The organism is Janthinobacterium rivuli, assembly GCF_029690045.1.
Taxonomy (GTDB): Bacteria; Pseudomonadota; Gammaproteobacteria; order Burkholderiales; family Burkholderiaceae_D; genus Janthinobacterium; species Janthinobacterium rivuli.
The window spans coordinates 1,363,629-1,386,933 of record NZ_CP121464.1 but is presented as its reverse complement, the minus strand read 5'-3'; the positions used below and the strand labels follow the sequence as shown (position 1 = coordinate 1,386,933).

The window sequence follows — 23,305 nt, the reverse complement described above, 5'->3', positions numbered from 1 at the left end:
AAATATATCGTATATTTGACATATTCAAATCGATATACAACAGAGGCGCCGCCACATGTCCAGCCTGCCGCAACACCTTGACCTGCACCTGATCCGCATCCTTTACCTGCTGCTGGTGGAAAAGAACGTCTCGCGCGTGGCATTGAAGCTCAATCAGCCGCAGCCCTCGATTTCCGCCTCCTTGCGCAAGCTTAGAGAATTGACGGGCGACCCGCTGCTGGTGCGCGGCGCGCGCGGCATGGTGCCGACCCAGCATGGCGAAAGCCTGCTCAATCCGGCCAAGCGCATCCTCGATCAGACGGAGAGCCTGTTCGTCAAGAAGACGCCGTTCGTGGCGCAGGAAGAGGCGCGCACCTTTCATATCGCCGCGCCCGACTACCTGGACAGCCAGTTCCTGCCCAACGTGGTGGCGCTGCTGCGCCGCGGCTCGCCGAAAAGCCGCGTCGTGCTGCACAGCCTGGGACCGGGCATCGACCATATCCGCCAGCTCTCCGATGGTGGCCTGGACCTGGTCATCGCCAACTGGGACGAGCCGCCCGCGCACCTGCACATCTCGAAGCTGTTCGAAGACCCCATCATCTGCGCCATGCATGCGGAAAACGCCTATGCGCGGCGCACGGCCAGCGACGCCATGACCCTCGACGATTATCTGAGCCTGCCCCACGTGGCGCCGTCGCAGATGATGCCCGGCTACCACGGCGTGATCGATTCCTTCCTCGAACGGCAAAACCTGCAGCGCAACGTGGTGGTGGAATCCGCGTATTTCGGCCTGATCCCCTACATGCTGACGCAGACGGACCTGGTGCTGACCACGGGCCGGCAATTCATGCGTTTCTATGAAAAGACCCTGCCGCTGAAAACGTATACCGTGCCCTTGAAATTTCCGCCCATGCGCTTTTACCAGCTGTGGCACCAGCGCGTGCACCAGGCGCCCGAGCACAAATGGCTGCGCGACCAGGTCAGCGCGGCCGCCAAGGCGCTGGTGCAGCGATAGCCGCTATCAGCACGCGCATATAATGGACGCAGGAACGGGGCGCTATCATCACCGCTTGCATGATCGGAAAACCATGACCACCCTTTCAGACCTGAACGCCGGCAGCCCGGCAGACTTTATCGCACGGCTGCATGGCATCTATGAACATTCGCCCTGGATCGCCCAGCGCGCGGCCGCCGCCCGGCCGTTTGCCAGCCTGACGGCGCTCAAGACGGAGCTGCAGCGCGTGCTGGCGCACGCCTCGCCCGAAGAGCAACTGGGGCTGATACGCGCCCACCCGGAACTGGCCGGCAAGGCAGCCATCGCGGGCCAGCTGACGGCGGAATCGACGCGCGAACAGGCCAAGTCCGGCCTGAACCTGTGCAGCGCCGACGAATTTGCCACCCTGCAGCGCCTCAACAGTGAATACAACGCCAAATTCGGCTTTCCCTTCATCCTGGCCGTCAAGGGCCCGACGGGCGAAGGCTTGACGCGCCAGGACATCATCGCCACATTTGCCCGGCGCCTGAAGAACCGGCGCGCCGATGAACTGGCCGAATCGCTGCGGCAGATCAAGCGCATCGCCGAGCTGCGCCTGAACGACCTGTTCGACGTGCGCCTGGACTTCGGTCCGGCCATCATGCAGCACGCGGAAACCTTGGCCGGCTGGAGCGACAGCGATTACAACCTGACCTGCGCCTACCTGACGCCGGCGCACCAGAGAACGACCGCGCAGCTGGCCGACTGGATGCGGGACGCCGGCATGCAGGTGCACATCGACGCCGTCGGCAATGTGGTCGGCCGCTATCTGTCCGATATCCCCGGCGCGAAGACCCTGATGACGGGATCCCATTACGACACGGTGCGCAACGGCGGCAAGTACGACGGCCGGCTGGGCATCGTGCTGCCGATCGCCGTCGTGCGCCACCTGCACGAACGGGGCGAAAAGCTGCCTTTCCACTTCGAGGTCGTCGGCTTCGCCGAGGAAGAAGGCGTGCGCTTCAAGAGCACGTTCCTGGGCAGCACGGCCATCACGGGCAAGTTCGACGTGTCGCTGCTGGAGCAGTTAGACGCGGATGGCGTGAGCATGCGCGACGCGCTGGCCGCCGCCGGCCACGAGGCGAGCGCCATCGGCGCCATCGCGCGCGATCCGGCGGATTTGCTCGGCTATGTGGAAGTGCACATCGAGCAGGGTCCCGTGCTGCTCGAGCGCGACCTGCCGCTGGGGATCGTCACGGCGATTGCCGGCAGCTCGCGCTACCTGGTCAATCTTGGCGGCGTGGCCAGCCACGCGGGCACCACGCCCATGACCATGCGCAAGGACGCCGCCAGCGCGGCCGCCGAAATCATCCTGCTGGTGGAACAGCGCTGCAACCAGGGCGAGGCGCTGGTGGGCACCGTGGGGCAGCTGCAGGTACCGAATGGCTCCGTCAACGTGATCGCCGGCGCCTGCACCCTGTCGCTGGATATCCGCGCGGCCAGCGACGCGGTACGCCAGGCGGCCGTCGACGATATTCTCGATGGCATCGCCGCCATCTGCGCGCGGCGCCAGATCGATTATCAGCTTGAACTGCTGCTGTCGATCAGCGCGGCGCCTTGCGCGCCGTGGCTGATGGCGCAGCTGGCGCAGGCCGTGGAATCCGTCGGCATCGCACCGTATGCGCTGCTGTCGGGAGCCGGCCACGACGCCATGGCCATGGCCGCCATCACCGATGTGGCCATGCTGTTTACCCGCTGCGGCAACGGCGGCATCAGCCACAACCCGCTGGAAACCATGACGGCGGACGACGCCGACATCGCGGCGCGCGCGCTGCTGGCGTTCTTGCGCAGCTTCCAGCCGAAGCCGTAAGCTGCCCAAAGCTTATACCGCCACGGCCCGCTCCAGCATCGCGTGCAGCAGCACGTTGCAGCCCGCTTCCAGGTGCTCGGGCTTGGCGTCTTCGATTTCATTGTGGCTGATGCCGTCCTTGCACGGCACGAAGATCATGCCGGCCGGCGCCAGCCGGGCCGCGTAGATGGCGTCGTGGCCGGCGCCGGAGACCACGTCCATCACGGAATAGCCCAGTTTTTCCGTGGCGTTGCGCACGGCACCCACACAGTCGGGGTGGAACGGGCATGGCGGGTAGTAGGACACCCGTTCCAGTGAAATGCCCAGGCCCGTCCTGTCGCGCGTGGCGTCGATGAAGGCCGTGATCTCCCCATGCATGGTGTTGAGCAGTTCATCGTTCACATTGCGCAGGTCGATGCTGAATGTGACTTCGCCGGGAATCACGTTGCGGCTGTTCGGGAAGACTTGCACCATGCCCACCGTGCCGCGCCCATACGGCGGGTAGCGGTTGGCAATGGCGACGACTTCCTGCATGATGGTCGTGGCCACTTGCAGCGCATCCTTGCGCAAGCCCATGGGCGTGGGTCCCGCATGCGCTTCCATGCCCGTCACCACGCAGTCGTACCACGACAACCCCATCACGGCAGGCACGACGCCGATGACTTTATCGGCGTCTTCCAGCACGGGGCCCTGCTCGATATGCGTTTCAAAGTAGGCGCCGATCGGGTGGTCGCCCGGTACCTGCTCGCCCTTGTATCCGATGCGCGCCAGCTCCTCGCCCACGGTCTTGCCTTCCGTGTCCTTGGCCGCATACGCCGTCTCCAGCGAGAAGGCGCCGCAGAACACGCCGGACCCCATCATCACGGGCACGAAGCGCGAGCCTTCCTCGTTGGTCCAGAAAGCCACCTCGATGGGCGCCCGCGTCTTGATGTGCAAATCGTTCAGGGTGCGCACCACTTCCAGTCCCGCCAGCACGCCGTAATTGCCATCGAACTTGCCGCCCGTGGGCTGCGTGTCGATATGGCTGCCCGTCATCACGGGCGGCAGCGTATTGTCCGTGCCGTCGCGGCGCATGAAGACGTTGCCGATCTGGTCGATCGTGATGCTCATGCCCGCTTCGCGGCCCCAGCCCACCACCAGGTCGCGGCCCTGTTTATCGAGATCCGTCAGGGCCAGGCGTTTCACGCCGCCCTTCGCTGTCGCGCCGATCTGCGCCAGCTCCATCAGGGCCGCCCACAGTCGTTCGCCATTGATACGCAATGCATCCATCATCAACTCCTTAAGCTGTCGTGGCGGAAAAGGCGGGCCGTTCGATATAGCGCCCCGCTCCTTCGACGGCCATCAGTTCGCCCTTGTGGAACACCACCTTGCCGGCGGCAATCGTGGTGCTGGGGATGCCGCGCACGGTGCGCCCTTCGAAGACGTTGAAGCCTCCCTTGGCGAACTGCGTGGCGGCGGAAATGGTGCGCGTGCCCTGTGGGTCCCACAGCACGATGTCGGCATCGCTGCCCGCGGCGATGACACCCTTGCGCGGATACATATTGAAGATCTGCGCCGCGTTGGTGGAACTGACCTTGACGAATTCGGACGGTGTCAGCATGCCGGAATTGACGCCAGCGTCCCACACCACGGCCATGCGTTCCTCGACGCCGCCGCAGCCGTTCGGGATGCGCGTAAAGTCGTCCTTGCCCGCCGCTTTTTGCTCGGCACAGAAGGTGCAGTGGTCGGTGGCCGTCGTGTGCAGGTTGCCGCTTTGCAGGCCGTGCCACAGGGCCGATTGATGGTGCTTGCCGCGAAACGGCGGGCTCATGACGTGGCCGGCGACGAAATCAAAATCGTCGCTCTGGTAGACGCTGTCGTCGATCACCAGATGGCCCGCCAGCGCTTCGCCATACACGCGCTGGCCGTTGGCGCGCGCCCGCGTGATGGCGTCGAGCGATTCGGCGCACGAGACGTGCACGATGTACACGGGAGTATTGAGGACGTTGGCAATGGCGATGGCGCGGTTGGCCGCCTCCGCTTCCACGGCCGGTGGGCGCGACAGCGGATGCGCCTGCGGCCCGGTGATCCCCTTCTTGAGCAAGGCTTGCTGCAATTGAAAAACCAGCTCGCCATTTTCCGCATGCACGGTGGGCAGCGCGCCCAGCTCCAGGGAACGGGTAAAGCTTTTCACCAAGGTCTCATCGTCGGCCATGATGGCGTTTTTGTAGGCCATGAAGTGCTTGAAGCTGTTCACGCCATGCTCGCGCACCAGCACTCCCATTTCTTCATGTACCTGCTCGCTCCACCAGGTGATCGCCACGTGGAAGGTATAGTCGCCGGCCGCCTTGGCCGACCACGCGCGCCACTGGTGGTAGGCCTCGATCAGCGACTGCTTGGGCGCGGGAATGACGAAGTCCATGATGGTGGTGGTGCCGCCCGCCAGACCCGCCGCCGTGCCCGTGAAAAAATCGTCGGACGTCACGGTGCCCATGAAGGGCAGATTCATGTGCGTGTGCGTGTCTATCCCGCCCGGCATCACGTACAGGCCGCCCGCGTCGATCACCGTGGCGCCGGCCGGAACCGGCAGGTTCTCGCCGACGGCGGCGATGGTGTCGCCTTCGATCAGCACATCGGCGCGAAACGCGCGGTCGGCGTTGACGACGGTACCGCCACGTATCAGTGTAGTCATCTTGTCTCCTTCAGTGATTACGACTGCGGCGCCTGCTGCACGTGCGCCACGGCCTTGCCCTTCATCATGACGCCGTACACGACGGCGGCGATGGCCACGCCCACGAACCAGGCGTAGGTGTAAATGGTTTTAAAGCCTTCGGCCACGTCGGGAAACGCCGTGGGAAAGGCAGCGTTCAGAAAGCCCGGGATATTCGGCAGCACGGCGATGACAAAGGCGATCAGCGCCGCCATGTTCCAGCCATTGCCATACGAGTAGACGCCGTCGTCGCGGTACAGCTGTTTGACGTCCAGCTGCGTCTTGCGCACAAAATAATAGTCGACGATGAGGATGCCGGCGATGGGCCCCAGCAGGGCCGAGTAGCCGATCAGCCACGTGAAGATATAGCCCTGCGTCGATTCGAGCACCTTCCACGGCATCATGACGATGGCGATGAAGGCCGTGATGTAGCCGCCCATCTTGTATGAAATCTGCTTTGGCGCCAGCGAGGAAAAGTCGTACGCGGGGCCCACCAGGTTGGCGGCCAGGTTGACGCTGACCGTGTCGATCAGCAGGATGATCAGGGCGATCAGCACGGCGGCGCCCGTCATGCGGCTGGCCAGATCGACGGGATCCCAGATGGCCTTGCCGTACATGACGACGGAGCCTGCCGTGACGATCACGGCCAGCATGGCCAGGAGGCCCATCGGCACGGGCAAGCCGATCGACTGGCCGATCACCTGGTCGCGCTGCGTCTTGGCAAAGCGCGTGAAGTCGGGGATATTCAATGCCAGCGTGGCCCAGAAACCCACCATGGCGGTCAGCGATGGCCAGAAGACGCTCCAGAACTGGCCCGCCTTTTTACCGCCGGGGATGAATTGCGATGGCTGGTCCAGCAGGCTGGCCACGCCGCCCGCCTTGCTGTGCACCCAGTACAGCAGCACGAAGCAGATGAGGATTTTCAGCGGCGCCGTGTAGGTTTCGAGCTTGCGGATCGACTCCATGCCATGCAGGATGTAATAAAACTGGATGGCCCAGAAAGCCAGAAAGCACAGCAACTGGCTGCCATTGATGCCCAGGCCCGCGATCTTCTCGCCGCCCAGTTCATGGCCCACCAGCACGCCCATCAGGGTATAGATCATCTGCCCGCCGAACCAGGTCTGGATGCCGTACCAGCCGCAGGCGACGATGGCGCGCATCAGGGCGGGCAAGCGCGCGCCCATGGTGCCGAACGAGGCGCGCGCCAGCACGGCATACGGGATGCCGTACTTGGTGCCCGCATGGCCGATCAGCAGCATGGGCAGGAGCACGATGGCGTTGGCGAGAAATACCGTGAGCACGGCCTGGTAACCGGACATGCCGCTGTCGATCAGGCTGGCCGACAGGGTGTAGGCGGGAATGCACATCACCATGCCGACCCACAGCGCGGCAAAGTGATACCAGCGCCAGGTGCGCTGCGCCGCCGTGGTGGGCGCCAGGTCTTCATTCCAGAGTTGCGTGTTGCCTGAATAGTCGTGGTTCACAGGTATGCTCCATCGGTTGGGAGGGGATCGGTTTTATAGAAACGGCGCGACCTTTAAGTCAATCTAGCTTACCGCAAAGGCCGGCCGCTGTTTACAAATAAAACGCACGCAATAACCGTGCCCTATGCCGACTCCGCCAATGCCCGAGGGTTGCGCGGATCCTGCGTCCAGTTCATGTACGGCTTGCCTGTCGTCTGCGGCACCATCGTGATGCAACCCTGCACCGGACAGGTGATTTCGCACAGATTGCAGCCCACGCATTCGTCCTTGATCACTTCATAGGTGCGCGTGCCGGCGGCGTCGATCAGCTGCGCAATCGACTGGTGCGAGGTGTCTTCGCAGGCCACATAGCACTTGCCGCATTTGATGCAGTCGTCCTGGTTGATCTGCGCGATGACCTGGTAATTCATGTCCAGGTATTTCCAGTCCGTCGTGTTGGCCACGGCCTTGCCGGAAAAATCGCTGATGCGTGCATAGCCCTTCTCGTCCATCCAGCGCGACAGGCCATCCTTCATCTCGTCGACGATGCGAAAGCCATGCAGCATGGCGGCCGTGCACACCTGCACGCAGCCGGCGCCCAGGGCGAGAAATTCGGCCGCGTCGCGCCAGTTGCCGATGCCGCCGATGCCGGAAATGGGCAAACCGCGCGTCTGCGGATCGCGGGCGATTTCGGCCACCATGTTCAGGGCGATCGGTTTGACGGCAGACCCGCAATAGCCGCCGTGCGTGCTGGCGCCGCCGACGATGGGCAAGGCCACCATGCGGTCCAGGTCCAGCGAGGTGATCGAGTTGATGGTGTTGATCAGCGAGACGGCGTCCGCGCCGCCCGCCTTGGCCGCGCGCGCCGGCATGCGCACGTCCGTGATGTTGGGCGTGAGCTTGACGATGACGGGCAAGCGGCTATGCTTCTTGCACCAGGCGGTGACCATCTGCACGTACTCGGGCACCTGGCCCACGGCCGCTCCCATGCCCCGCTCCGGCATGCCGTGCGGGCAGCCGAAATTGAGTTCGATGCCATCCGCTCCCGTCGCCTCGACCTTGGGCAGGATGTCGGCCCAGTAGTGCTCTTCGCACGGCAGCATCAGGGAGACGATCATGGCGCGGTCGGGCCAGTCCTTTTTCACCTGCGTGATTTCGCGCAGATTGATCTCCAGTGAGCGGTCGGTGATCAGTTCAATGTTGTTGAAGCCCACCACTTCGCGGTTCTTGCCATACAGGGCGGAATAGCGCGACGAGACGTTGACGGCGGCCGGGTCTTCCCCCAGGGTTTTCCACACGACGCCGCCCCACCCCGCCTCGAACGCGCGCACCACGTTGTAGGCCTTGTCGGTCGGCGGTGCGGACGCCAGCCAGAAGGGATTCGGCGCCTTGATGCCGCAAAATTCGATACTGAGATCAGCCATTATGCAGCCTCCACTTTATTGATCAAATCGGAATGGATGGCCAGTGCGGCCAGCTTGCCATGCTGGACGGCTTGCACCGTCAAGTCCTGCCCCGGCGCCACGCAATCGCCGCCCGCATAGATCCCCGGCAGCACCGTGCGAAAGCCCCCATCGACGGCGATCTTGTCGCCTTCGCGTTTCAGCAGCGAGGCCATCGGATCATGCAGCACCTCGGTGTCGAGGCTCTGGCCGATGGCCTTGAAGATGGCGCCGGCCGCCACGTCGAACGTTTCCCCCGTTCCCGCCAGACGCGTGCCCTGCATGGCCGTTTTTTCGAAACGCATGCCCGCCACCTTGCCAGCCGCGTCGAGCAGCACCTGCTGCGGCTGGGCCCACGTCAGCATGCGCACCTGGTTCGCCTTGGCGATCTCCTGTTCATGGTGGGTGGCCGTCATGGCGTCGAAACCGCGCCGGTAGACGAGGGTGACTTCCTCGGCACCGAGCCTTTGGATTTGCACGGCCATGTCGATGGCCGTATTGCCGGCGCCAATCACAATCACCCGTTTCGGCACGGGCAGCGCGGCAAGGTCGTCCGCCTGGCGCAGCGCGCTGATGTAATCGACGGCGGCCAGGAGTCCCGGCGCCTCCTCGCCCGTCAAGCCCAGCTTGCGGCTGACGCCCAGGCCCAGCCCCAGGAACACGGCGTCGTAGTGCGCGTGCAAGTCGCGCAGCTGCAGGTTCTCGCCCAGCGCCTGGCGACATCGGATCTCGATGCCGCCGATATCGAGCAGGAAGTCGATTTCCTTTTGCGCGAAGTCGTCCGTCAGCTTGTATTTGGCGATGCCGTATTCATTCAAGCCGCCCGCCTTGCCTTCCTTCTCGAAGATCACCACGTCGTGGCCCAGCATGGCCAGGCGGTGCGCGCACGACAGGCCGGCCGGCCCTGCGCCAACGATGGCAATCGTCTTGCCCGTGCTTGCCGCCCGCTTGAACGGGTGCTGTGCAAAATGCATGTGGTCGACGGCGTAGCGCTGCAAGAGGCCGATCTTGACGGGCTGGCCTTCCGCGTCGTGGTTGCGCACGCAGACGTCTTCGCAGAGGATTTCCGTCGGGCAGACCCTGGCGCAACTGCCGCCCAGGATATTCTGTTTCAGGATGCCAGCGGCGGCGCCGTTGATGTTCTTGTCGTGGATGTTGCGGATGAAGCTGGCCACGTCGATTTCCGACGGACAGATGCGGCTGCACGGCGCGTCGTAGCAATATAGGCAGCGGGCGCTTTCGATAGCGGCCTGGCGCGCCGTGAGCGGTGGCGCCAGATCCGTGAAGTGGCCCGCCAGTTCCTCGTTGGGCAGGGTGGGATGCGGCAAATAGTTCAAAGACTCGATCATCGCGTATTCCTCTTGTTATGTGCGGCCGGCTTGTGATTTGAAACCTTTACTTCATCTGGGGAAAAGCAAATTCCACACCAGCGCTTGCCGTGTTCGGCCAGCGCTGCATCACGGCCTTGTGGCGCGTGTAGAAACGCACGCCTTCGGGGCCATAGGCGTGGTGATCGCCGAACATGCTGCGCTTCCAGCCACCGAAACTGTTGAAGGCCATCGGCACGGGCAAGGGGATGTTGACGCCCACCATGCCGACCTGAATCTGGCGCACGAATTCGCGCGCCACACCGCCGTCGCGCGTGTAGATGGCCACGCCGTTGCCATACTCGTTGGCGTTGATCAGTTCCACCGCATGCACCACGTCAGGACACCGGAGCACGCACAGCACGGGGCCGAAAATCTCTTCCTTGTAGATGCTCATGTCGCGCGTGACGTGGTCGAACAAGGTGCCGCCGACAAAGAAGCCGTTCTCGCGGCCCGGCACCACGTGATTGCGGCCATCGACCACCAACGTCGCGCCCTGCTCCACGCCGGAGGCGATGAGTTTTTCGATGCGCTGCTTGGCCGCCAAGGACACGACCGGTCCCATTTCCGCACCATCTTCCATGCCGTCGCGCACTTTCAGTGCGGCCGTGCGCGTTGCCAGTGCATCAATCAACTTGTCGCCCGCGTCGCCCACGGCCACCACCACGGAGATGGCCATGCAGCGCTCGCCCGCCGATCCGTAGGCAGCGCCGATCAGGGCGTCGACCGTCATGTCCATGTCCGCATCGGGCATCACCACCATGTGGTTTTTCGCGCCGCCCAAGGCTTGTACGCGCTTGCCGCTGGCGCTGCCGCGCGCATAGATATATTCGGCGATCGGCGTGGAGCCGACAAAGCTGATCGCCTGCACGACGGGGTGGTCGAGCAAGGCGTCGACCGTCACTTTATCTCCCTGCACCACGTTGAAGACGCCGTCGGGCAAGCCCGCATCTTTGAGAAGTTTGGCGTGCAGCAGGGACGCCGACGGATCGCGCTCGGACGGCTTTAATACAAAGGTATTGCCGCAGGCGATAGCGACGGGGAACATCCACATCGGCACCATCACGGGGAAGTTGAAAGGCGTGATGCCGGCCACCACACCGAGCGCCTGGCGCATGGACCAGGCGTCGATGCCGCGAGAAATCTGGTCCGTGAATTCGCCCTTCAGCAACTGCGGAATGCCGACGGCAAACTCCACCATCTCGATGCCGCGCGCCACTTCGCCCTGCGCGTCGGCAAAGGTCTTGCCATGCTCGCGCGTGAGCATGGCGGCAAATTCGTCCGTGTGCTGCTGGCACAGCTGCAGGTAACGGAACAGGACACGGGCGCGCGTCAGGGGCGGCGTGGCCGACCAGGAAGGAAAGGCGGCGGCCGCCGCCTGCACGGCCGCGTCGACGTCTTCCACGGTGCCCAGCGCCACCCGGGCGACGGGCTCGCCCAGGGCGGGGTTGTAGACATCGCCGTAGCGGCCACTGTGGGTGTCGACTTTAGCGCCGTTGATGAAGTGGGTAATCGTGTCGAGATCAGTCATTGGTATTCCTCTTTATAAACCCAAAAAATGCTGGGGTCAGACCCAACGGGTCTGACCCCGGGTTGACGCCGTCTCAATCGAGATTTTTGAGTACCTTGGCCAGCTTGCCAAACAGCTCGTCGACATGCTGTTTTTCCAGCACCAGCGGCGGCGACAGGGCGATGATGTCGCCCGTCGTGCGTATCAGCACGCCGTCGGCGAAGGCTTGCTTGAAGGCGTTGAAGGCGCGCGTACCGGGCTTGCCGGCGATGGGGTCGAGTTCGATGCCGGCGATCAGCCCGATGCTGCGCAAGTCGATCACGTGCGGCAGGCCTTTCAGCGAATGCACGGCGTCGCTCCAATACGCCTGCATCGCTTTGGCGTGACCGAGGATGTCCTGTTCCTCGAACACTTGCAGGGTCGCCAGCGAGGCGGCGCACGCGAGCGGGTGGCCGGAATACGTGTAGCCGTGGAACAGTTCAATGCCGGGTGGCGCATCCATGAAAGCGTCGTGGATATACTTTTTGCTGAACACGGCGCCCATCGGCACCATGCCGTTGGTCAGGCCCTTGGCCGTCGTCATCAGATCCGGCTCGACGTCGAAATAGTCGGCTGCAAATGGCGTCGTCATGCGGCCGAAACCCGTGATGACTTCATCGAAGATCAAGAGGATGCCGTGCTTGGTGCACAGTTCGCGCAAGCGTTTCAGATAGCCTTTCGGCGGGATCAGCACGCCCGTGGAGCCGGCCACCGGTTCGACGATGACGGCGGCAATCGTCGAGGCGTCGTGCAGGGCGACGATGCGTTCCAGTTCATCGGCCAGGTGGGTGCCGTATTCCGGCTCGCCCACCGTGTAGGCATTCTTGTCCAGGTTGTGCGTGTGCGGCAGGTGGTCCACGCCCGGCAGCAAGGGGCCGAAGGTTTTGCGGTTGCCGCCGATGCCGCCCACGGAAATGCCGCCAAAGCCCACGCCGTGGTAGCCGCGTTCGCGGCCGATCAGGCGCGTGCGTGCGCCCTCGCCGCGCGCCCGGTGGTAGGCCAGCGCGATCTTCAAGGCCGTGTCGACGGCCTCGGAACCGGAATTGGTGTAGAAGACGTGGCCGAATTTATGCCCCGTGTAATCCATCAGTTTTTCCGCCAGCTCGAAGGCGGCCGGATGGCCCATCTGGAAGGTGGGCGCGAAGTCCAGCTGGCCCACCATCTCGCGGATGGCGCCGACGATTTTCGGCTGCGCATGGCCGCACGGCACGCACCACAGTCCCGCCGTGCCATCGAGGATGGCGTTGCCATCGACGTCCTTGTAGTACATGCCTTCGGCCGACACCAGCAGGCGCGGGTTGGCCTTGAAATCACGGTTGTTCGTAAACGGCATCCAGAATGCCGACATCGATTCCGGCCTTGTTTCGTTCATGACCTTCTCCTTGGGATGGGGGCTGGCGCGGGGCCAGGATCGTTTTTGACGAAGCGTAAAATAATTTACCAGTTGGCAAAAAGCTGATGTAATAATAGACAGGCCATCCCCAATGGCACAGATACACAAACGGCAAAGTACCCCAACCGTACAGGTCAAAAAACCACTACAGTTTTGTGCAAGGCAGCATAAGGAGCCACCGTGAAGCACAGCGACAGCACAGACGATGCCCCCGAGCAAGCAAGCGGCTGGCCCGTGCTGGACATCGACCGCCAGAAGAAGGGCGGCCTCGTCGAGCAGATCGTCATCGCCATCAGCGTCATGGTGGGCAGCCGCGCTCTGCGCATCGGCACGCGCATGCCGTCCGTGCGCCAGTTCGCCCGCTGCAATGGCGTGTCGACGTTTACCGTCGTCGAATCGTACGACCGCCTGGTCAACCTCGGCCTGCTGTCGTCGCGCCGTGGTTCCGGCTACTTCGTCGCGCGCCACGATATCGCCGCCTCGCCGCAGGCCGCCGTACACGCGAGTCCGACCGCCATCGACGCCCTCACGCCGGACCTGTACTCGGGCGTGTCCGACGCCCTGCCCGTGGGCGCCGGGTGGCTGCCGCCCGAGATGTATGGCGAAGCGACCGTGCTCGATGCCGTGCGTCAGGCCATGCGCATTCCCGCCAGCCGATTGCGCGGCTATGGCCATCCTCTCGGCTTTCCCTCGCTGCGCCAGCACCTGGCCACCAGCCTGTCGGAAGAGCTGTTCCAGGTGGAGCCGGACCAGGTCTTGCTGACGCACGGCGCCACGCATGCTTTTGACTTGATCTTGCGCAGCCTGACCAAGCCCGGCGACACGGTGCTGGTGGAAGACCCCGGCTACAGCAATCTGCAGTCGCTGATCCGCCATCACGGCTGCATCCCCGTGGGCATTGCGCGCGGCGAGGCGGGCCTCGATCTCGATGCGCTGGCCGTTGAAGCGGCGCGCACGCAGCCGAAGCTGATGTTCGTCAACACGGTGCTGCAAAATCCGCTGGGAACATCGCTGAGCCAGGCGCAAACGCACCGCCTGCTGGCACTGGCCGAGCAATTCGATTTCTGGCTGGTGGAAGACGATATCTACCGCGAACTGGCGGCGCGCGGCGAAGCATCGCTGGCGGCCATGGACGGCTTGCGCCGCGTGATCCGCGTGGGCAGTTTTTCCAAGACCCTGTCGCCCGTGCTGCGCGTGGGCTCGATTTGCGCCTCGCCGTCGCTGGTGGCTGAACTGGTGCGCGTGAAAATGCTGGCGGGACTGACGACGTCGGAAATCAACGAGCGCGCCGTCTACCACGCCGTGTCCGCGCGGCCCTACAAGCGCATGGTGGAACGGCTGGTGGCGCAGCTCGATGCAGCCCGCGAGCGCAGTATCGACTGCCTGACGCAGGCGGGCATGGCGCCCGTGGCGCGTCCCCGCGGCGGCATGTTCGTCAGCGCCGGCTGGCCCACTATCCAGACGCCGGAATGGAATGGCAAGATCATCGCCGACATGGCCTTGAAGGCGGGCATCCTGCTGTCGCCGAACGAATTTTTCATGCTGCGCGCGCCCGAGACGGTGTGGTTCCGCTTCAACGTGGCCTACACCGATACCCCCGTGCTGCAGGCATTCCTGCAATCGATCCGCCCACGCTAAAGAACCCGCCATGGCCAGCGACAAATCCCCTGCCCTTCCCGTGAAAAATGCCGGCGGCCGGCGCCTGCAAAACCGCGACCGCCTGGAAGCGGACATCCTGGCACAAGCCGTGCGCGTATTTGCGGAAAGCGGCTATGAAGGCGCGTCGATCGCCACCATCGCCGAGCGGGCCGGCCTGTCGAAGCAAAACCTGATGTATTACTTCCCGTCCAAGCAGCTGCTGTACCAGCGCGTGCTCGACGATGTGCTCGACGACTGGCTGGCACGCATGGATATGCTGGCCAATGAACACGACGAGCCGCGCGACGTGCTGCGCGCGTACATCGGCGCCAAGCTGCGTTTTTCGCGCGAACAGCCGTGGGCTTCGCGCGTGTATGCGCTGGAGGTGATCAATGGCGCGCCCCTGTACGGCGCGCAGATACGAGAAAGAGTCGTGCCCCTGCTGCGCAAGGATATCGCCGTCTTCGAAGCGTGGATCGCCGCCGGCAGGATCGCGCCCGTCAACGCCACTCACCTGATGTTCGCCATCTGGGCCATGACGCAATCGTATGCGGATTTTTCAGCGCAGATGACCCTGGTGCTGGAGCGCAAGCAGCTCACGCGCAAGGACTACGAGGACGCGGAAATCCTGCTCACGCACATGGTGCAGGCGGCCATCGCCCTGCCTGGCGCTGCGCCGGGCACGTGATGAAATTTCCAATGAACAATCTGGCAGTGATAGCATGGCGCGCTGGAGCGCTTGCATTGGCGGCGCCATATCGACAGGACAAGGAACAGGCATGAAACAATGGTCATCGGCGCGCACCGCGTCATTGCTGGGCAAAGCTGCCTGCGCGGCGCTGCTGGCAGTGGCGGGCGCGGCACAGGCGCAGACAGTCGGCATGATAGAAAATCAGCCGCTGAGCGAAACCTGGCTCAACGCGGGCTTTTATTCGTATCACTTTCAGCGCGACAAGAACCTGAACGACAGCAATCCGGGCCTGGGCGCCGAATACCGCTTTTCCACGGTCGCCTCGGTCACGGCTGGCCGCTTCTACAATAGCGACCGCGCCTACTCGAACTACCTGGGCGTGTACTACCAGCCGATCAAGGTAGGCCCGCTGCGCGTCGGCGCCGTCGTTGGCGGCTTCAGCGGCTATCCGAAGATGCGCGATGGCGGCTGGTTCCCGGCCCTGGTGCCCACCATCAGCTATGAATACCAGCGCGTGGGCGTGAATATCGCCATCGTGCCGTCCTACAAGGACCGCCTGTATGGCGCCCTCAGTTTCCAGCTGAAACTCAAGGTGTTTGAATAACCGCTTGTCCCGGTTTGTCGCAGTTCGGTCCACCATTCCTGCCATTCGTCGCATACGCGATGCCCGGCAGCAAGGTTTTGCCTATAGTGGCTTCATTGCCAGCATGCATACGGCAGCGGCATCCACACGACAGGAGAACGGCATGAAAGACCTCAATGCGGCACCGGGCAGCACTTCCTTCAGCGCTTTCTGGAACGAGCTGTGCGCCTACACGCGCCAGGGCTTGGCCGCCTTGCGCGCCATGTCCTGGCCCATGCTGCTGGCATGCTGCCTGGGCATGGCGTTCCTGATCACCATCTTGCCGCTGGCCATCATGTTGTTTGCGCTTGTGATGCTGCTCAGATGGGCAAGCAACGGCGACGACACGGACACGGACACGAAGGCAGCGAACTCGTCGCAGTCACCGCAATAAAAATTTGCGTTGTGGCAAGAGTGCAAGGATTGTTCTATGGCACTATGGCGGGACGTAGCACTGACGGGCATCAACCCTATCCCGATGGTTGGTATGGATATGGAACGCCAGACAGTATCCATGATCGAAGCTACTCCCCCACAGCCATAGGAGTTTTCTGATGACCACGACAGCAAAAGCGACAGCAGCGACGACCATCCCCTGCCTGCGCTACCGCGACGCGCCCGCCGCCATCGAATGGCTGTGCAAGGCGCTCGGCTTTGAAAAACAATTGATCGTGCCGGACGGTAACGGTGGCGTTGCCCATGCGCAACTGAGCTTTGGCAATGGCATGGTCATGGTGGCGCCAGCCATCGACAGCGACTATGGCCGCCTGATGAAACTGCCCGCCGACATCGGCGGCGCCAACACGCAAAACTGCTACCTGGTCGTCAGCGATGCCGATGCCGTCTACCGCAGCGCGCGTGAAGCCGGCGCCGAGATCGTGCTCGACATCAAGGATGAAGATTACGGCGGACGGGGCTTTACCTGCCGCGACCCGGAAGGCCACATCTGGAGCCTGGGCACCTACGATCCATGGTAAAACGGAGAACAATGATTATCAGTACCCTCGCCGCCGCCAGCCTTGCGCTGATCGGCGGTTTCCTGTCCGCTCCCGTCCTCGTCGACGAGCACCTCAACCGTGTCCATCCGCCGTCCGGCAAGGCGCCATCGGCAGCCACTACGGCCCTGCACCAGAGCCTGTGGATCGCCGACCTGCACGCCGACAGCCTGCTGTGGCAACGCAATCTGAACCGCGACAGCCAGCGCGGGCATGTCGACTTCCCCCGCCTGCAGCGGGCCAACGTGGCGCTGCAAGCCTTTTCCGTCGTCACCAAGACGCCGCGCAAGATGAATATCGAGCGCAATGGCAGCGATACGGACAACATCACGGCCCTGGTGGTGGCGCAAGGCTTGCCGCCCGCCACCTGGAACAGCCTGCTGGCGCGCGCCACCTACCAGGCCGGCGAGCTGCGCCAGCAAGCAGCCAGGAGCGATGGCAAGGTGCGCGTCATCGGCAGCCGCGCCCAGCTGCGCAGCTACATCGCCGCGCGCGAAAAAAATCCGAACCTGCTGGCCGGCTGGCTGACACTGGAAGGCGCGCATGCGCTCGAAGGCAAGCTGGACAATCTCGATACCTTGTACCGGGGCGGCTACCGCATGGCCGCGCCCACGCATTTCTTCGACACGGAACTGTCCGGTTCCCAGCACGGCCTGAAAAAAGGCGGCCTGACGCCGCTGGGCAAGCAATGGCTGCGCGCCATGGAGCAGCGCAAGATGATCGTCGACCTGGCGCATGCCTCGCCGGCCACCATCGACGACGTATTGACGATGGCGAAACGCCCCGTGATGGTGTCGCACACGGGCGTGCGCGGCACCTGCGCCAACGGCCGCAACCTGAGCGACGCACAACTGAAACGCATCGCCGCCCAAGGTGGCCTGGTGGGTATCGGTTTCTGGAATACGGCCGTCTGCGGCAAGGACGTGGCGTCCATCGCGCGCGCCATCCAGTACACGGTCAAACTGATCGGCGCCGACCACGTGGCCTATGGCTCGGACTTCGACGGCGCCGTCACCACGGCCATCGATGCGACGGGCTTGCCGCGCTTGACGCAGGCGCTGCTCGACGCTGGCCTGTCGGAGGCACAGATACGCCGCGTGGCCGGTGAAAACGTGCGCGACTTTTTACTCAAAAATCTGCCGGACGATGATGCTTAGCCCAGGGCGCTGATCAAGTCCAGACTCGCCACCTGGCGCGGCCGGATGCGTATCAGCTTGCGGTACAGCGGCGGCATCGACTCGCACAGCGCCAGCAGCGCGTCTTCCTCCATGGCCGGGCGCACGTACTGGAATTGCGCGGGATTATTCTCCGGCAGCGCGCCTTCCATGGTGGAGCCGTAGGCGCCCAGGGTCATGAAACTGGCGGCGCCGTCGTCCGGGCCGATGGCCAGCACGAAGGTGCCGTGCTTGGGATGGCCCAGATAGCTTTTGATTTCTTCCTGCAGCGCCGGCGCCGCATTCGTCATCAGTTCAAAGCGCAGCTGCGCGTACTGGCGCGTGCATTCCATGAACGGCGTGCGGATGACCGACTGCGCCAATTTTCCGGGCATGCACAGCAGCAGGTTGCCGAAGGAATCGAGCAAGGCGGCAGCGTCGCCCTGTCCGCCATCGCGCACATCCTGCTCCATGGCCGCCTGCAGGAACGGTGCCAGGCCGGCATCGGGCGCGTGCGGCGCGCAACGGTAAGTCAGGGCGTCCGGATAGCGGCGGCGCAGGGCGCGCACCACGGCATGCTCGGATGGCAAGGTGGCGGGATCGCGCAAATGCACGTCGTCACCCGCGTTCAGCAGCTGCATCACCTGCGCCGATGTAGCTTCGAACACAAGCGAACACAGTGCCTGCGTCGCCTCGTGGATGCTCTTGCCGATGAAAAAAGATTTGGGCGCGGCGCCGGACGGCAGGCGCGCATACTCGGTGGCGCCGCGCACGGCCGGATAACAAAAACTGCGGCCAGCCTGCGCCTGCAGCGGCGCCGGCAAGGCCGTGAACGTGGCGCTGCCATCGTAATTGATGCCCGCCTTGACGTCGGGCGCGGCGACCACCACGTTGAAACCGGCCGCCAGAATCGCCCCCGTGCACATGCAGCAGGGGTCGAGCGAGGTGACGATGGTCAGTTCGCCCGGCGGCGGCAAGGACGTGCCCTTGGCCCGTTCGGCAAAATACCAGTCCACCAGCTGGCGTTCGCCATGCGCCGTGGGGTCGAACACCAGGCCCTGGCGCACGACGTTGTTGTGCATCGATTGCAGCACGTTGCCGGCGCCGTCGAGCAGCACGCCGCCCACGCCAAAGGTGCCCTGCGTCTTGGCCGCCATGGCTTCGGCCGCGGCAATCGCCACGGCGGCCTGGATGTCGATCGTCTTGTTCAAGCGAATCCTGTTACTTCATGTCCAGGTCGGAATTGCCGAAGCCGTGCGGCAGCAGCCAGCCCGCCGTCACTTCCATGATGTCGTTTTTCAGGTTCGTCAGGATGACCGGCAGGTCGGCACCGCCCATCTCGAAGATCACCTGGCGGCAGGCGCCGCATGGCGAAATCGGTTCGGCCGTGTCGCCCGTGACGGCCAATTTGGCGAAGTCGCCTGGTTTACAGCCATGTGCGATGGCGCTGAAAAACGCCGTGCGCTCGGCGCAGTTGCACAGGCCATAGGCGGCGTTTTCCACGTTACAGCCACGGAAGACGCGGCCATCCTTGCACAGCAGCGCCGCGCCCACTTTAAAGCGCGAATATGGCGCGTACGCCAGTTCGCGGCCGGCATTGGCTTCGGCGATCAGTTCTTGGTTGTTCATTTGATTTTCTTTTCAACCCCAGCAGCAGATGCCGGGGTCGTACCCTGAGGGTACGACCCCAGACTTTGCTTCTGGGTTTAGTTTAAGGTCGTATCGTACGGTAAATCACCGGATTGCCCGTCAACGCCACCGCGCTGATGGCATACGCTTGCTGGATTTCCCTGACGGCTTGCTGCGCCGCCGCTTCCGTGCGCGCGTGCACCATGGCCAGCGGCTGGCCAACAGCGACTTGCTCGCCCAGGCTCACGAGGTCCGTCAGGCCGACGGCGAAATCGATGCTGTCGGTCGGACGGCGGCGGCCACCGCCCAGGGCCACCACGGCCAGGCCGATGGCGCGGCAATCGCGCACGTTGGCAAAGCCGGCTGACAGCGCTGGCGCCGGCACGATGAATGGCGCTGTTTCCAGGTGCTTGTCCGGATGTTCGACGATATCCGCCGGGCCACCCAGGGCCGACACCATGCGCGAGAAGCGTTCGGCCGCTGCGCCGGAATCGAGGGCCGCCACCAGCTTGGCGCGCGCTTCTTCCTCGGTGGCGGCCAGGCCGCCCAGCACCAGCATCTCGGCGCACAGCGCCAGGGTGACTTCGTGCAGGCGCGCGGGACGCGAACGGCCCGTCAGGTAATCCATGGCGCCGCGCACTTCCAGCGCATTGCCGGCGTACGGCGCCAGCGATTCGTTCATGTCCGTCAGAATCGCCGACGTCTGCATGCCCGCGCCATTGCCGACGGCGACGATGCTCTCGGCCAGTTCCACCGACTTGTCATAGGTCGGCATGAAGGCGCCCGAACCCACTTTCACGTCCATCACCAGCGCGTCCAGGCCGGCCGACAGTTTCTTCGACAGGATGGAGCCGGTGATCATGGCCACCGATTCCACCGTGGCGGTGACGTCGCGGATGCTGTAGAAACGTTTGTCGGCCGGCGCCAGCTGCGCCGTCTGGCCGATGATGGCCACGCCGATCTCCTGCACCACCTTGCGGAACAGTGCATTGTCCGGCACCGTGCAGTAGCCGGGGATGGCGTCGAACTTGTCCAGCGTGCCGCCCGTGTGGCCCAGGCCACGGCCCGAGATCATCGGCACGTAACCGCCGCACGCGGCGACCATGGGACCCAGCAGCAGGGAGACGACGTCGCCCACGCCGCCCGTCGAATGCTTGTCGACGATGGGGCCAGGCAGGTTCAGCGAACGCCAGTCCAGCACCTGGCCGGAATCGCGCATGGCCAGGGTGAACGCCACGCGCTCGTCCATGTTCATGTCGTTGAAATAGACGGCCATGCCCAGCGCCGCGATCTGGCCTTCGCTGACGCTGCCGTCAGTGATGCCACGCACGAAAAACTGGATTTCCTCGGCGCTCAATACGCCCTTGTCGCGCTTCTTGCGGATGATTTCCTGGGTTAAAAACATGGTTTAACTCCGATCATAATAAATTTGGGGTCAGTCCCTACGGTTCTGACCCCAGCTTTGCAACGCTAGTTGCTTATCAGACGCCGTAAGGAATCCACACGTTTTTCACTTGCGACGCATGCGCCAGCACGGCGCGGCCACCGCTTTGGGCGGCGCTGTACCAGTCGCGGCCCTTGGCGCCACCGACCCAGGTGCGCTTCAGGGTACCGGCCGACAGGCGCTCGACTTCCGCGCAACCTTCAGCGGAACCGTCATGGCGCCAGACGGCGTCGATGTCGGCGTGCGTGGCCAGGGTGCGCGCCAGTTCATCCGCGTTGCCGCTGATGATGTTGACGACGCCACCCGGCAAGTCGGACGTGTCGAAGACCTGGTACAGGTCCAGCGCGGAAAGCGGATGCGCTTCCGATGGCACCACCACCACGCGGTTGCCCAGCGCGATGGCCGGGGCGACGAGCGAAATGAAGCCCAGCAAAGGCGCTTCGTTCGGGCAGACGATGCCGATCACGCCGACCGCTTCATTCAGCGCCACGGTGATGCCCTTGGTGGGCGGCTGGTGCGCAAGGCCGTCGTACTTGTCGGCCCAGGCGGCGTAGTAGAACAGGCGTTCGATCGATGCCTGCACTTCCTTCTCGGGGTTTTTATTGCCCGTCATGGCGGCGATGCGGGCGGCGAATTCGTCGGCGCGCGCGGCCAGGTTTTCGGCGATGTAGTACAGCACTTGCGCGCGGTTGTGCGCCGTGGCGCCGGTCCAGCCGGACGCTTTATGGGCTGCCTCGACGGCGTTGCGGATATCCTTGCGGCTGCCCACGCCCACTTCGGCCAGCAAGGCGCCGTTCGCGCCAAACACCGGGGTGCTGTAGGCGCTGTCAGGGCGCGCCTGCTTGCCGCCGATGTACATCTTGGCCGTGCGGTCAATGGTGAACGGATCGGCTGGCGCCGGCTTCACGTTGCCCTTGGCTTTCGCTTCCACCACGGGCAAGGCCGGGCGCGCATCTTCGGCCAGGGCCGTCATGTATTCCAGCATGCCTTCGCGGCCGCCTTCGCGGCCGAAGCCCGATTCGCGGTAGCCGCCGAAACCGCACGCCGCGTCGAACTGGTTGGCGCTGTTGATCCACACCACGCCAGCCTTGATGGCGGGAGCGATATCGAGCGCCAGGCTGATCGACTCGGTCCACACGCTGGCGGCCAGGCCGTACACCGTGTTGTTCGCCAGCTGCACCGCTTCAGGCGGCGTGCGGAAGCTCATGGCCACCAGCACGGGACCGAAGATTTCAGCCTGTGCCACGGCGGCCGAGGTCGACGCGCCCGTGATCAGGGTCGGCGGGAACCACGAGCCGTCAGCCGGCAATTCGCACGCCGGCTGCCACACGTCGCAGCCTTCGGCGCGGGCAGAATCGACGAGCGCGGCGATGCGCTGGCGCTGCACCGGATCGACCAGCGCGCCCACGTCCATCGATTTGTCCAGCGGCGAGCCGAGGCGCAGGTTTTCCATGCGGGCGCGCACCTTGTTCAGGAAGCGCTCCTGGATGGATTCCTGCACCAGCAGGCGCGAACCGGCGCAGCACACCTGGCCCTGGTTGAACCAGATCGAATCGACCAGGCCTTCCACGGCGCCATCCAGGTCCGCGTCTTCAAAGACGATGAACGGCGACTTGCCACCCAATTCGAGGGACAGCTTCTTGCCGCTGCCGGCCGTCGCTTCGCGAATCAGGCGGCCCACTTCCGTGGAGCCCGTAAACGCGATCTTGTCGACGCCAGGATGGTTGACGATGGCCGAGCCCACTCTGCCGTCGCCGGTGACGATGTTGACGACGCCAGCCGGCACGCCCGCCTGCACGCACAATTCGGCGAACAGCATGGCCGTCAGCGACGTGAATTCGGCCGGCTTGAAGACCACCGTGTTACCGGCCGCCAGGGCCGGAGCGATTTTCCACGACAGCATCAGCAGGGGGAAATTCCATGGCACGATCTGGCCCACCACGCCCACGGCGCGGTAGTCGGCGAATTCTTCCGACTGCAGCTGCGCCCAGCCAGCGTGGTGATAAAAATGGCGCGCGGCCAGCGGCAGGTCGATATCGCGCGTTTCGCGGATGGTCTTGCCGTTGTCCAGGGTTTCGAGCACGGCGAACAGGCGCGAATGCTTTTGCAGCAGACGGGCCAGCGCGTACATGACTTTCGCGCGGCCGTGGCCACCCATGCCTTGCCAGACGGGCAGCGCGCGGCGCGCCGCTTCGACGGCCCGTTCCACATCGGCGTCGGTCGCTTGCGTCAGTTCCGCCAGTTGCGTGCCGTCGGCAGGATTGGTCGAGGCGAACAGTTCCGCCGGCGCGCTCCAGGCATTGTCGATGAACAAACCGAATGTGCGCTGGTGGCCATCGAGCCACGCTTGCGCTTCTTTTTGACTTTCGGGAGCAGGGCCGTAGTCCATAGTATTGAGAATCTCGTTAATTGTTGGCATGACGATTGT

At 64.0% G+C, this 23,305-nt stretch carries 19 protein-coding genes; 8 read left to right on the top strand and 11 right to left on the bottom strand.

What is annotated here, in order from left to right; translation table 11 throughout:
- Window positions 1–55 precede the first annotated feature (55 nt).
- Window positions 56–994, top strand: a complete 939-nt coding sequence (locus P9875_RS06275; RefSeq protein ID WP_034754583.1) for a LysR family transcriptional regulator — start codon at window positions 56–58, stop codon at window positions 992–994.
- A gap of 73 nt (window positions 995–1,067) precedes the next feature.
- Window positions 1,068–2,822 carry an allantoate amidohydrolase gene (locus P9875_RS06270; protein WP_278317858.1) on the top strand — a complete coding sequence of 585 codons (1,755 nt, stop codon included), beginning with the start codon at window positions 1,068–1,070 and terminating at the stop codon, window positions 2,820–2,822.
- 12 nt (window positions 2,823–2,834) lie between these two features.
- Here the strand turns inward: P9875_RS06270 and P9875_RS06265 are convergent, their stop codons facing one another.
- The 7 genes from P9875_RS06265 to P9875_RS06235 form a co-directional block, all read right to left on the bottom strand.
- On the bottom strand, window positions 2,835–4,070 hold the full coding sequence (locus P9875_RS06265) for a Zn-dependent hydrolase (RefSeq protein ID WP_278318797.1): 1,236 nt from the start codon (window positions 4,068–4,070) through the stop codon (window positions 2,835–2,837).
- A gap of 10 nt (window positions 4,071–4,080) precedes the next feature.
- Window positions 4,081–5,472 carry a dihydropyrimidinase gene (hydA, locus tag P9875_RS06260; RefSeq protein WP_278317857.1) on the bottom strand — a complete coding sequence of 464 codons (1,392 nt, stop codon included), beginning with the start codon at window positions 5,470–5,472 and terminating at the stop codon, window positions 4,081–4,083.
- 17 nt (window positions 5,473–5,489) lie between these two features.
- The gene (locus P9875_RS06255) at window positions 5,490–6,974 is read right to left on the bottom strand and encodes an NCS1 family nucleobase:cation symporter-1 (RefSeq protein ID WP_072454245.1); all 1,485 of its coding nucleotides are present in this window, start codon (window positions 6,972–6,974) and stop codon (window positions 5,490–5,492) included.
- Window positions 6,975–7,096: 122 nt separating this feature from the next.
- A complete protein-coding gene (gene preA, locus P9875_RS06250; protein WP_035825022.1) occupies window positions 7,097–8,377 on the bottom strand; it encodes an NAD-dependent dihydropyrimidine dehydrogenase subunit PreA in 1,281 nt (426 codons plus the stop codon).
- Entirely contained in the window at window positions 8,377–9,744 is a 1,368-nt protein-coding gene (locus P9875_RS06245) for an NAD(P)-dependent oxidoreductase (protein ID WP_278317856.1), read from the bottom strand. Before P9875_RS06245 ends, preA begins: the two co-directional genes overlap by 1 nt.
- A 46-nt stretch (window positions 9,745–9,790) precedes the next feature.
- Window positions 9,791–11,293, bottom strand: coding sequence for a CoA-acylating methylmalonate-semialdehyde dehydrogenase (locus tag P9875_RS06240; protein ID WP_278317855.1), 1,503 nt, complete (start codon window positions 11,291–11,293; stop codon window positions 9,791–9,793).
- Window positions 11,294–11,366: 73 nt separating this feature from the next.
- Window positions 11,367–12,683 carry an aspartate aminotransferase family protein gene (locus P9875_RS06235; RefSeq protein WP_278317854.1) on the bottom strand — a complete coding sequence of 439 codons (1,317 nt, stop codon included), beginning with the start codon at window positions 12,681–12,683 and terminating at the stop codon, window positions 11,367–11,369.
- Window positions 12,684–12,884: 201 nt separating this feature from the next.
- Here P9875_RS06235 and P9875_RS06230 point away from each other — a divergent pair, with 201 nt between their 5' ends.
- From P9875_RS06230 to P9875_RS06205, 6 genes are all read left to right on the top strand, one after another.
- Complete coding sequence (locus P9875_RS06230; protein ID WP_278317853.1) at window positions 12,885–14,342, top strand: PLP-dependent aminotransferase family protein; 1,458 nt, start codon at window positions 12,885–12,887, stop codon at window positions 14,340–14,342.
- A 10-nt stretch (window positions 14,343–14,352) separates the two neighbouring features.
- Window positions 14,353–15,030 carry a TetR/AcrR family transcriptional regulator gene (locus P9875_RS06225; protein WP_278317852.1) on the top strand — a complete coding sequence of 226 codons (678 nt, stop codon included), beginning with the start codon at window positions 14,353–14,355 and terminating at the stop codon, window positions 15,028–15,030.
- Between the two features lie 91 nt (window positions 15,031–15,121).
- Window positions 15,122–15,637, top strand: coding sequence for a hypothetical protein (locus P9875_RS06220; protein ID WP_081922693.1), 516 nt, complete (start codon window positions 15,122–15,124; stop codon window positions 15,635–15,637).
- A gap of 142 nt (window positions 15,638–15,779) precedes the next feature.
- Window positions 15,780–16,049 carry a hypothetical protein gene (locus tag P9875_RS06215; protein WP_278317851.1) on the top strand — a complete coding sequence of 90 codons (270 nt, stop codon included), beginning with the start codon at window positions 15,780–15,782 and terminating at the stop codon, window positions 16,047–16,049.
- Between the two features lie 160 nt (window positions 16,050–16,209).
- Entirely contained in the window at window positions 16,210–16,632 is a 423-nt protein-coding gene (locus P9875_RS06210) for a VOC family protein (protein WP_099400720.1), read from the top strand.
- 11 nt (window positions 16,633–16,643) lie between these two features.
- The gene (locus P9875_RS06205; RefSeq protein ID WP_278317849.1) at window positions 16,644–17,807 is read left to right on the top strand and encodes a dipeptidase; all 1,164 of its coding nucleotides are present in this window, start codon (window positions 16,644–16,646) and stop codon (window positions 17,805–17,807) included.
- On the opposite strand, the gene P9875_RS06200 is transcribed toward P9875_RS06205, so the two are convergent.
- The 4 genes from P9875_RS06200 to P9875_RS06185 form a co-directional block, all read right to left on the bottom strand.
- Window positions 17,804–19,015 carry a nucleoside deaminase gene (locus P9875_RS06200; RefSeq protein ID WP_423221818.1) on the bottom strand — a complete coding sequence of 404 codons (1,212 nt, stop codon included), beginning with the start codon at window positions 19,013–19,015 and terminating at the stop codon, window positions 17,804–17,806. The genes P9875_RS06205 and P9875_RS06200 overlap by 4 nt on opposite strands.
- A gap of 10 nt (window positions 19,016–19,025) precedes the next feature.
- The gene (locus P9875_RS06195) at window positions 19,026–19,433 is read right to left on the bottom strand and encodes a cytidine deaminase (protein WP_099379413.1); all 408 of its coding nucleotides are present in this window, start codon (window positions 19,431–19,433) and stop codon (window positions 19,026–19,028) included.
- A gap of 82 nt (window positions 19,434–19,515) precedes the next feature.
- Window positions 19,516–20,838 carry a thymidine phosphorylase gene (gene deoA / locus P9875_RS06190; protein ID WP_278317848.1) on the bottom strand — a complete coding sequence of 441 codons (1,323 nt, stop codon included), beginning with the start codon at window positions 20,836–20,838 and terminating at the stop codon, window positions 19,516–19,518.
- A 76-nt stretch (window positions 20,839–20,914) separates the two neighbouring features.
- Window positions 20,915–23,296, bottom strand: a complete 2,382-nt coding sequence (locus P9875_RS06185; protein ID WP_423221817.1) for an aldehyde dehydrogenase family protein — start codon at window positions 23,294–23,296, stop codon at window positions 20,915–20,917.
- Window positions 23,297–23,305: the final 9 nt, after the last annotated feature.

Coding starts and splice junctions, on each gene's coding strand:
- P9875_RS06275 (WP_034754583.1), top strand. CDS start 56: ATGTCCAGCCTGCCGCAACACCTTGACCTGCACCTGATCCGCATCCTT.
- P9875_RS06270 (WP_278317858.1), top strand. CDS start 1,068: ATGACCACCCTTTCAGACCTGAACGCCGGCAGCCCGGCAGACTTTATC.
- P9875_RS06265 (WP_278318797.1), bottom strand. CDS start 4,070: ATGGATGCATTGCGTATCAATGGCGAACGACTGTGGGCGGCCCTGATG.
- hydA (WP_278317857.1), bottom strand. CDS start 5,472: ATGACTACACTGATACGTGGCGGTACCGTCGTCAACGCCGACCGCGCG.
- preA (WP_035825022.1), bottom strand. CDS start 8,377: ATGGCTGATCTCAGTATCGAATTTTGCGGCATCAAGGCGCCGAATCCC.
- P9875_RS06245 (WP_278317856.1), bottom strand. CDS start 9,744: ATGATCGAGTCTTTGAACTATTTGCCGCATCCCACCCTGCCCAACGAG.
- P9875_RS06240 (WP_278317855.1), bottom strand. CDS start 11,293: ATGACTGATCTCGACACGATTACCCACTTCATCAACGGCGCTAAAGTC.
- P9875_RS06235 (WP_278317854.1), bottom strand. CDS start 12,683: ATGAACGAAACAAGGCCGGAATCGATGTCGGCATTCTGGATGCCGTTT.
- P9875_RS06225 (WP_278317852.1), top strand. CDS start 14,353: ATGGCCAGCGACAAATCCCCTGCCCTTCCCGTGAAAAATGCCGGCGGC.
- P9875_RS06220 (WP_081922693.1), top strand. CDS start 15,122: ATGAAACAATGGTCATCGGCGCGCACCGCGTCATTGCTGGGCAAAGCT.
- P9875_RS06215 (WP_278317851.1), top strand. CDS start 15,780: ATGAAAGACCTCAATGCGGCACCGGGCAGCACTTCCTTCAGCGCTTTC.
- P9875_RS06210 (WP_099400720.1), top strand. CDS start 16,210: ATGACCACGACAGCAAAAGCGACAGCAGCGACGACCATCCCCTGCCTG.
- P9875_RS06205 (WP_278317849.1), top strand. CDS start 16,644: ATGATTATCAGTACCCTCGCCGCCGCCAGCCTTGCGCTGATCGGCGGT.
- P9875_RS06195 (WP_099379413.1), bottom strand. CDS start 19,433: ATGAACAACCAAGAACTGATCGCCGAAGCCAATGCCGGCCGCGAACTG.
- deoA (WP_278317848.1), bottom strand. CDS start 20,838: ATGTTTTTAACCCAGGAAATCATCCGCAAGAAGCGCGACAAGGGCGTA.
- P9875_RS06185 (WP_423221817.1), bottom strand. CDS start 23,296: ATGCCAACAATTAACGAGATTCTCAATACTATGGACTACGGCCCTGCT.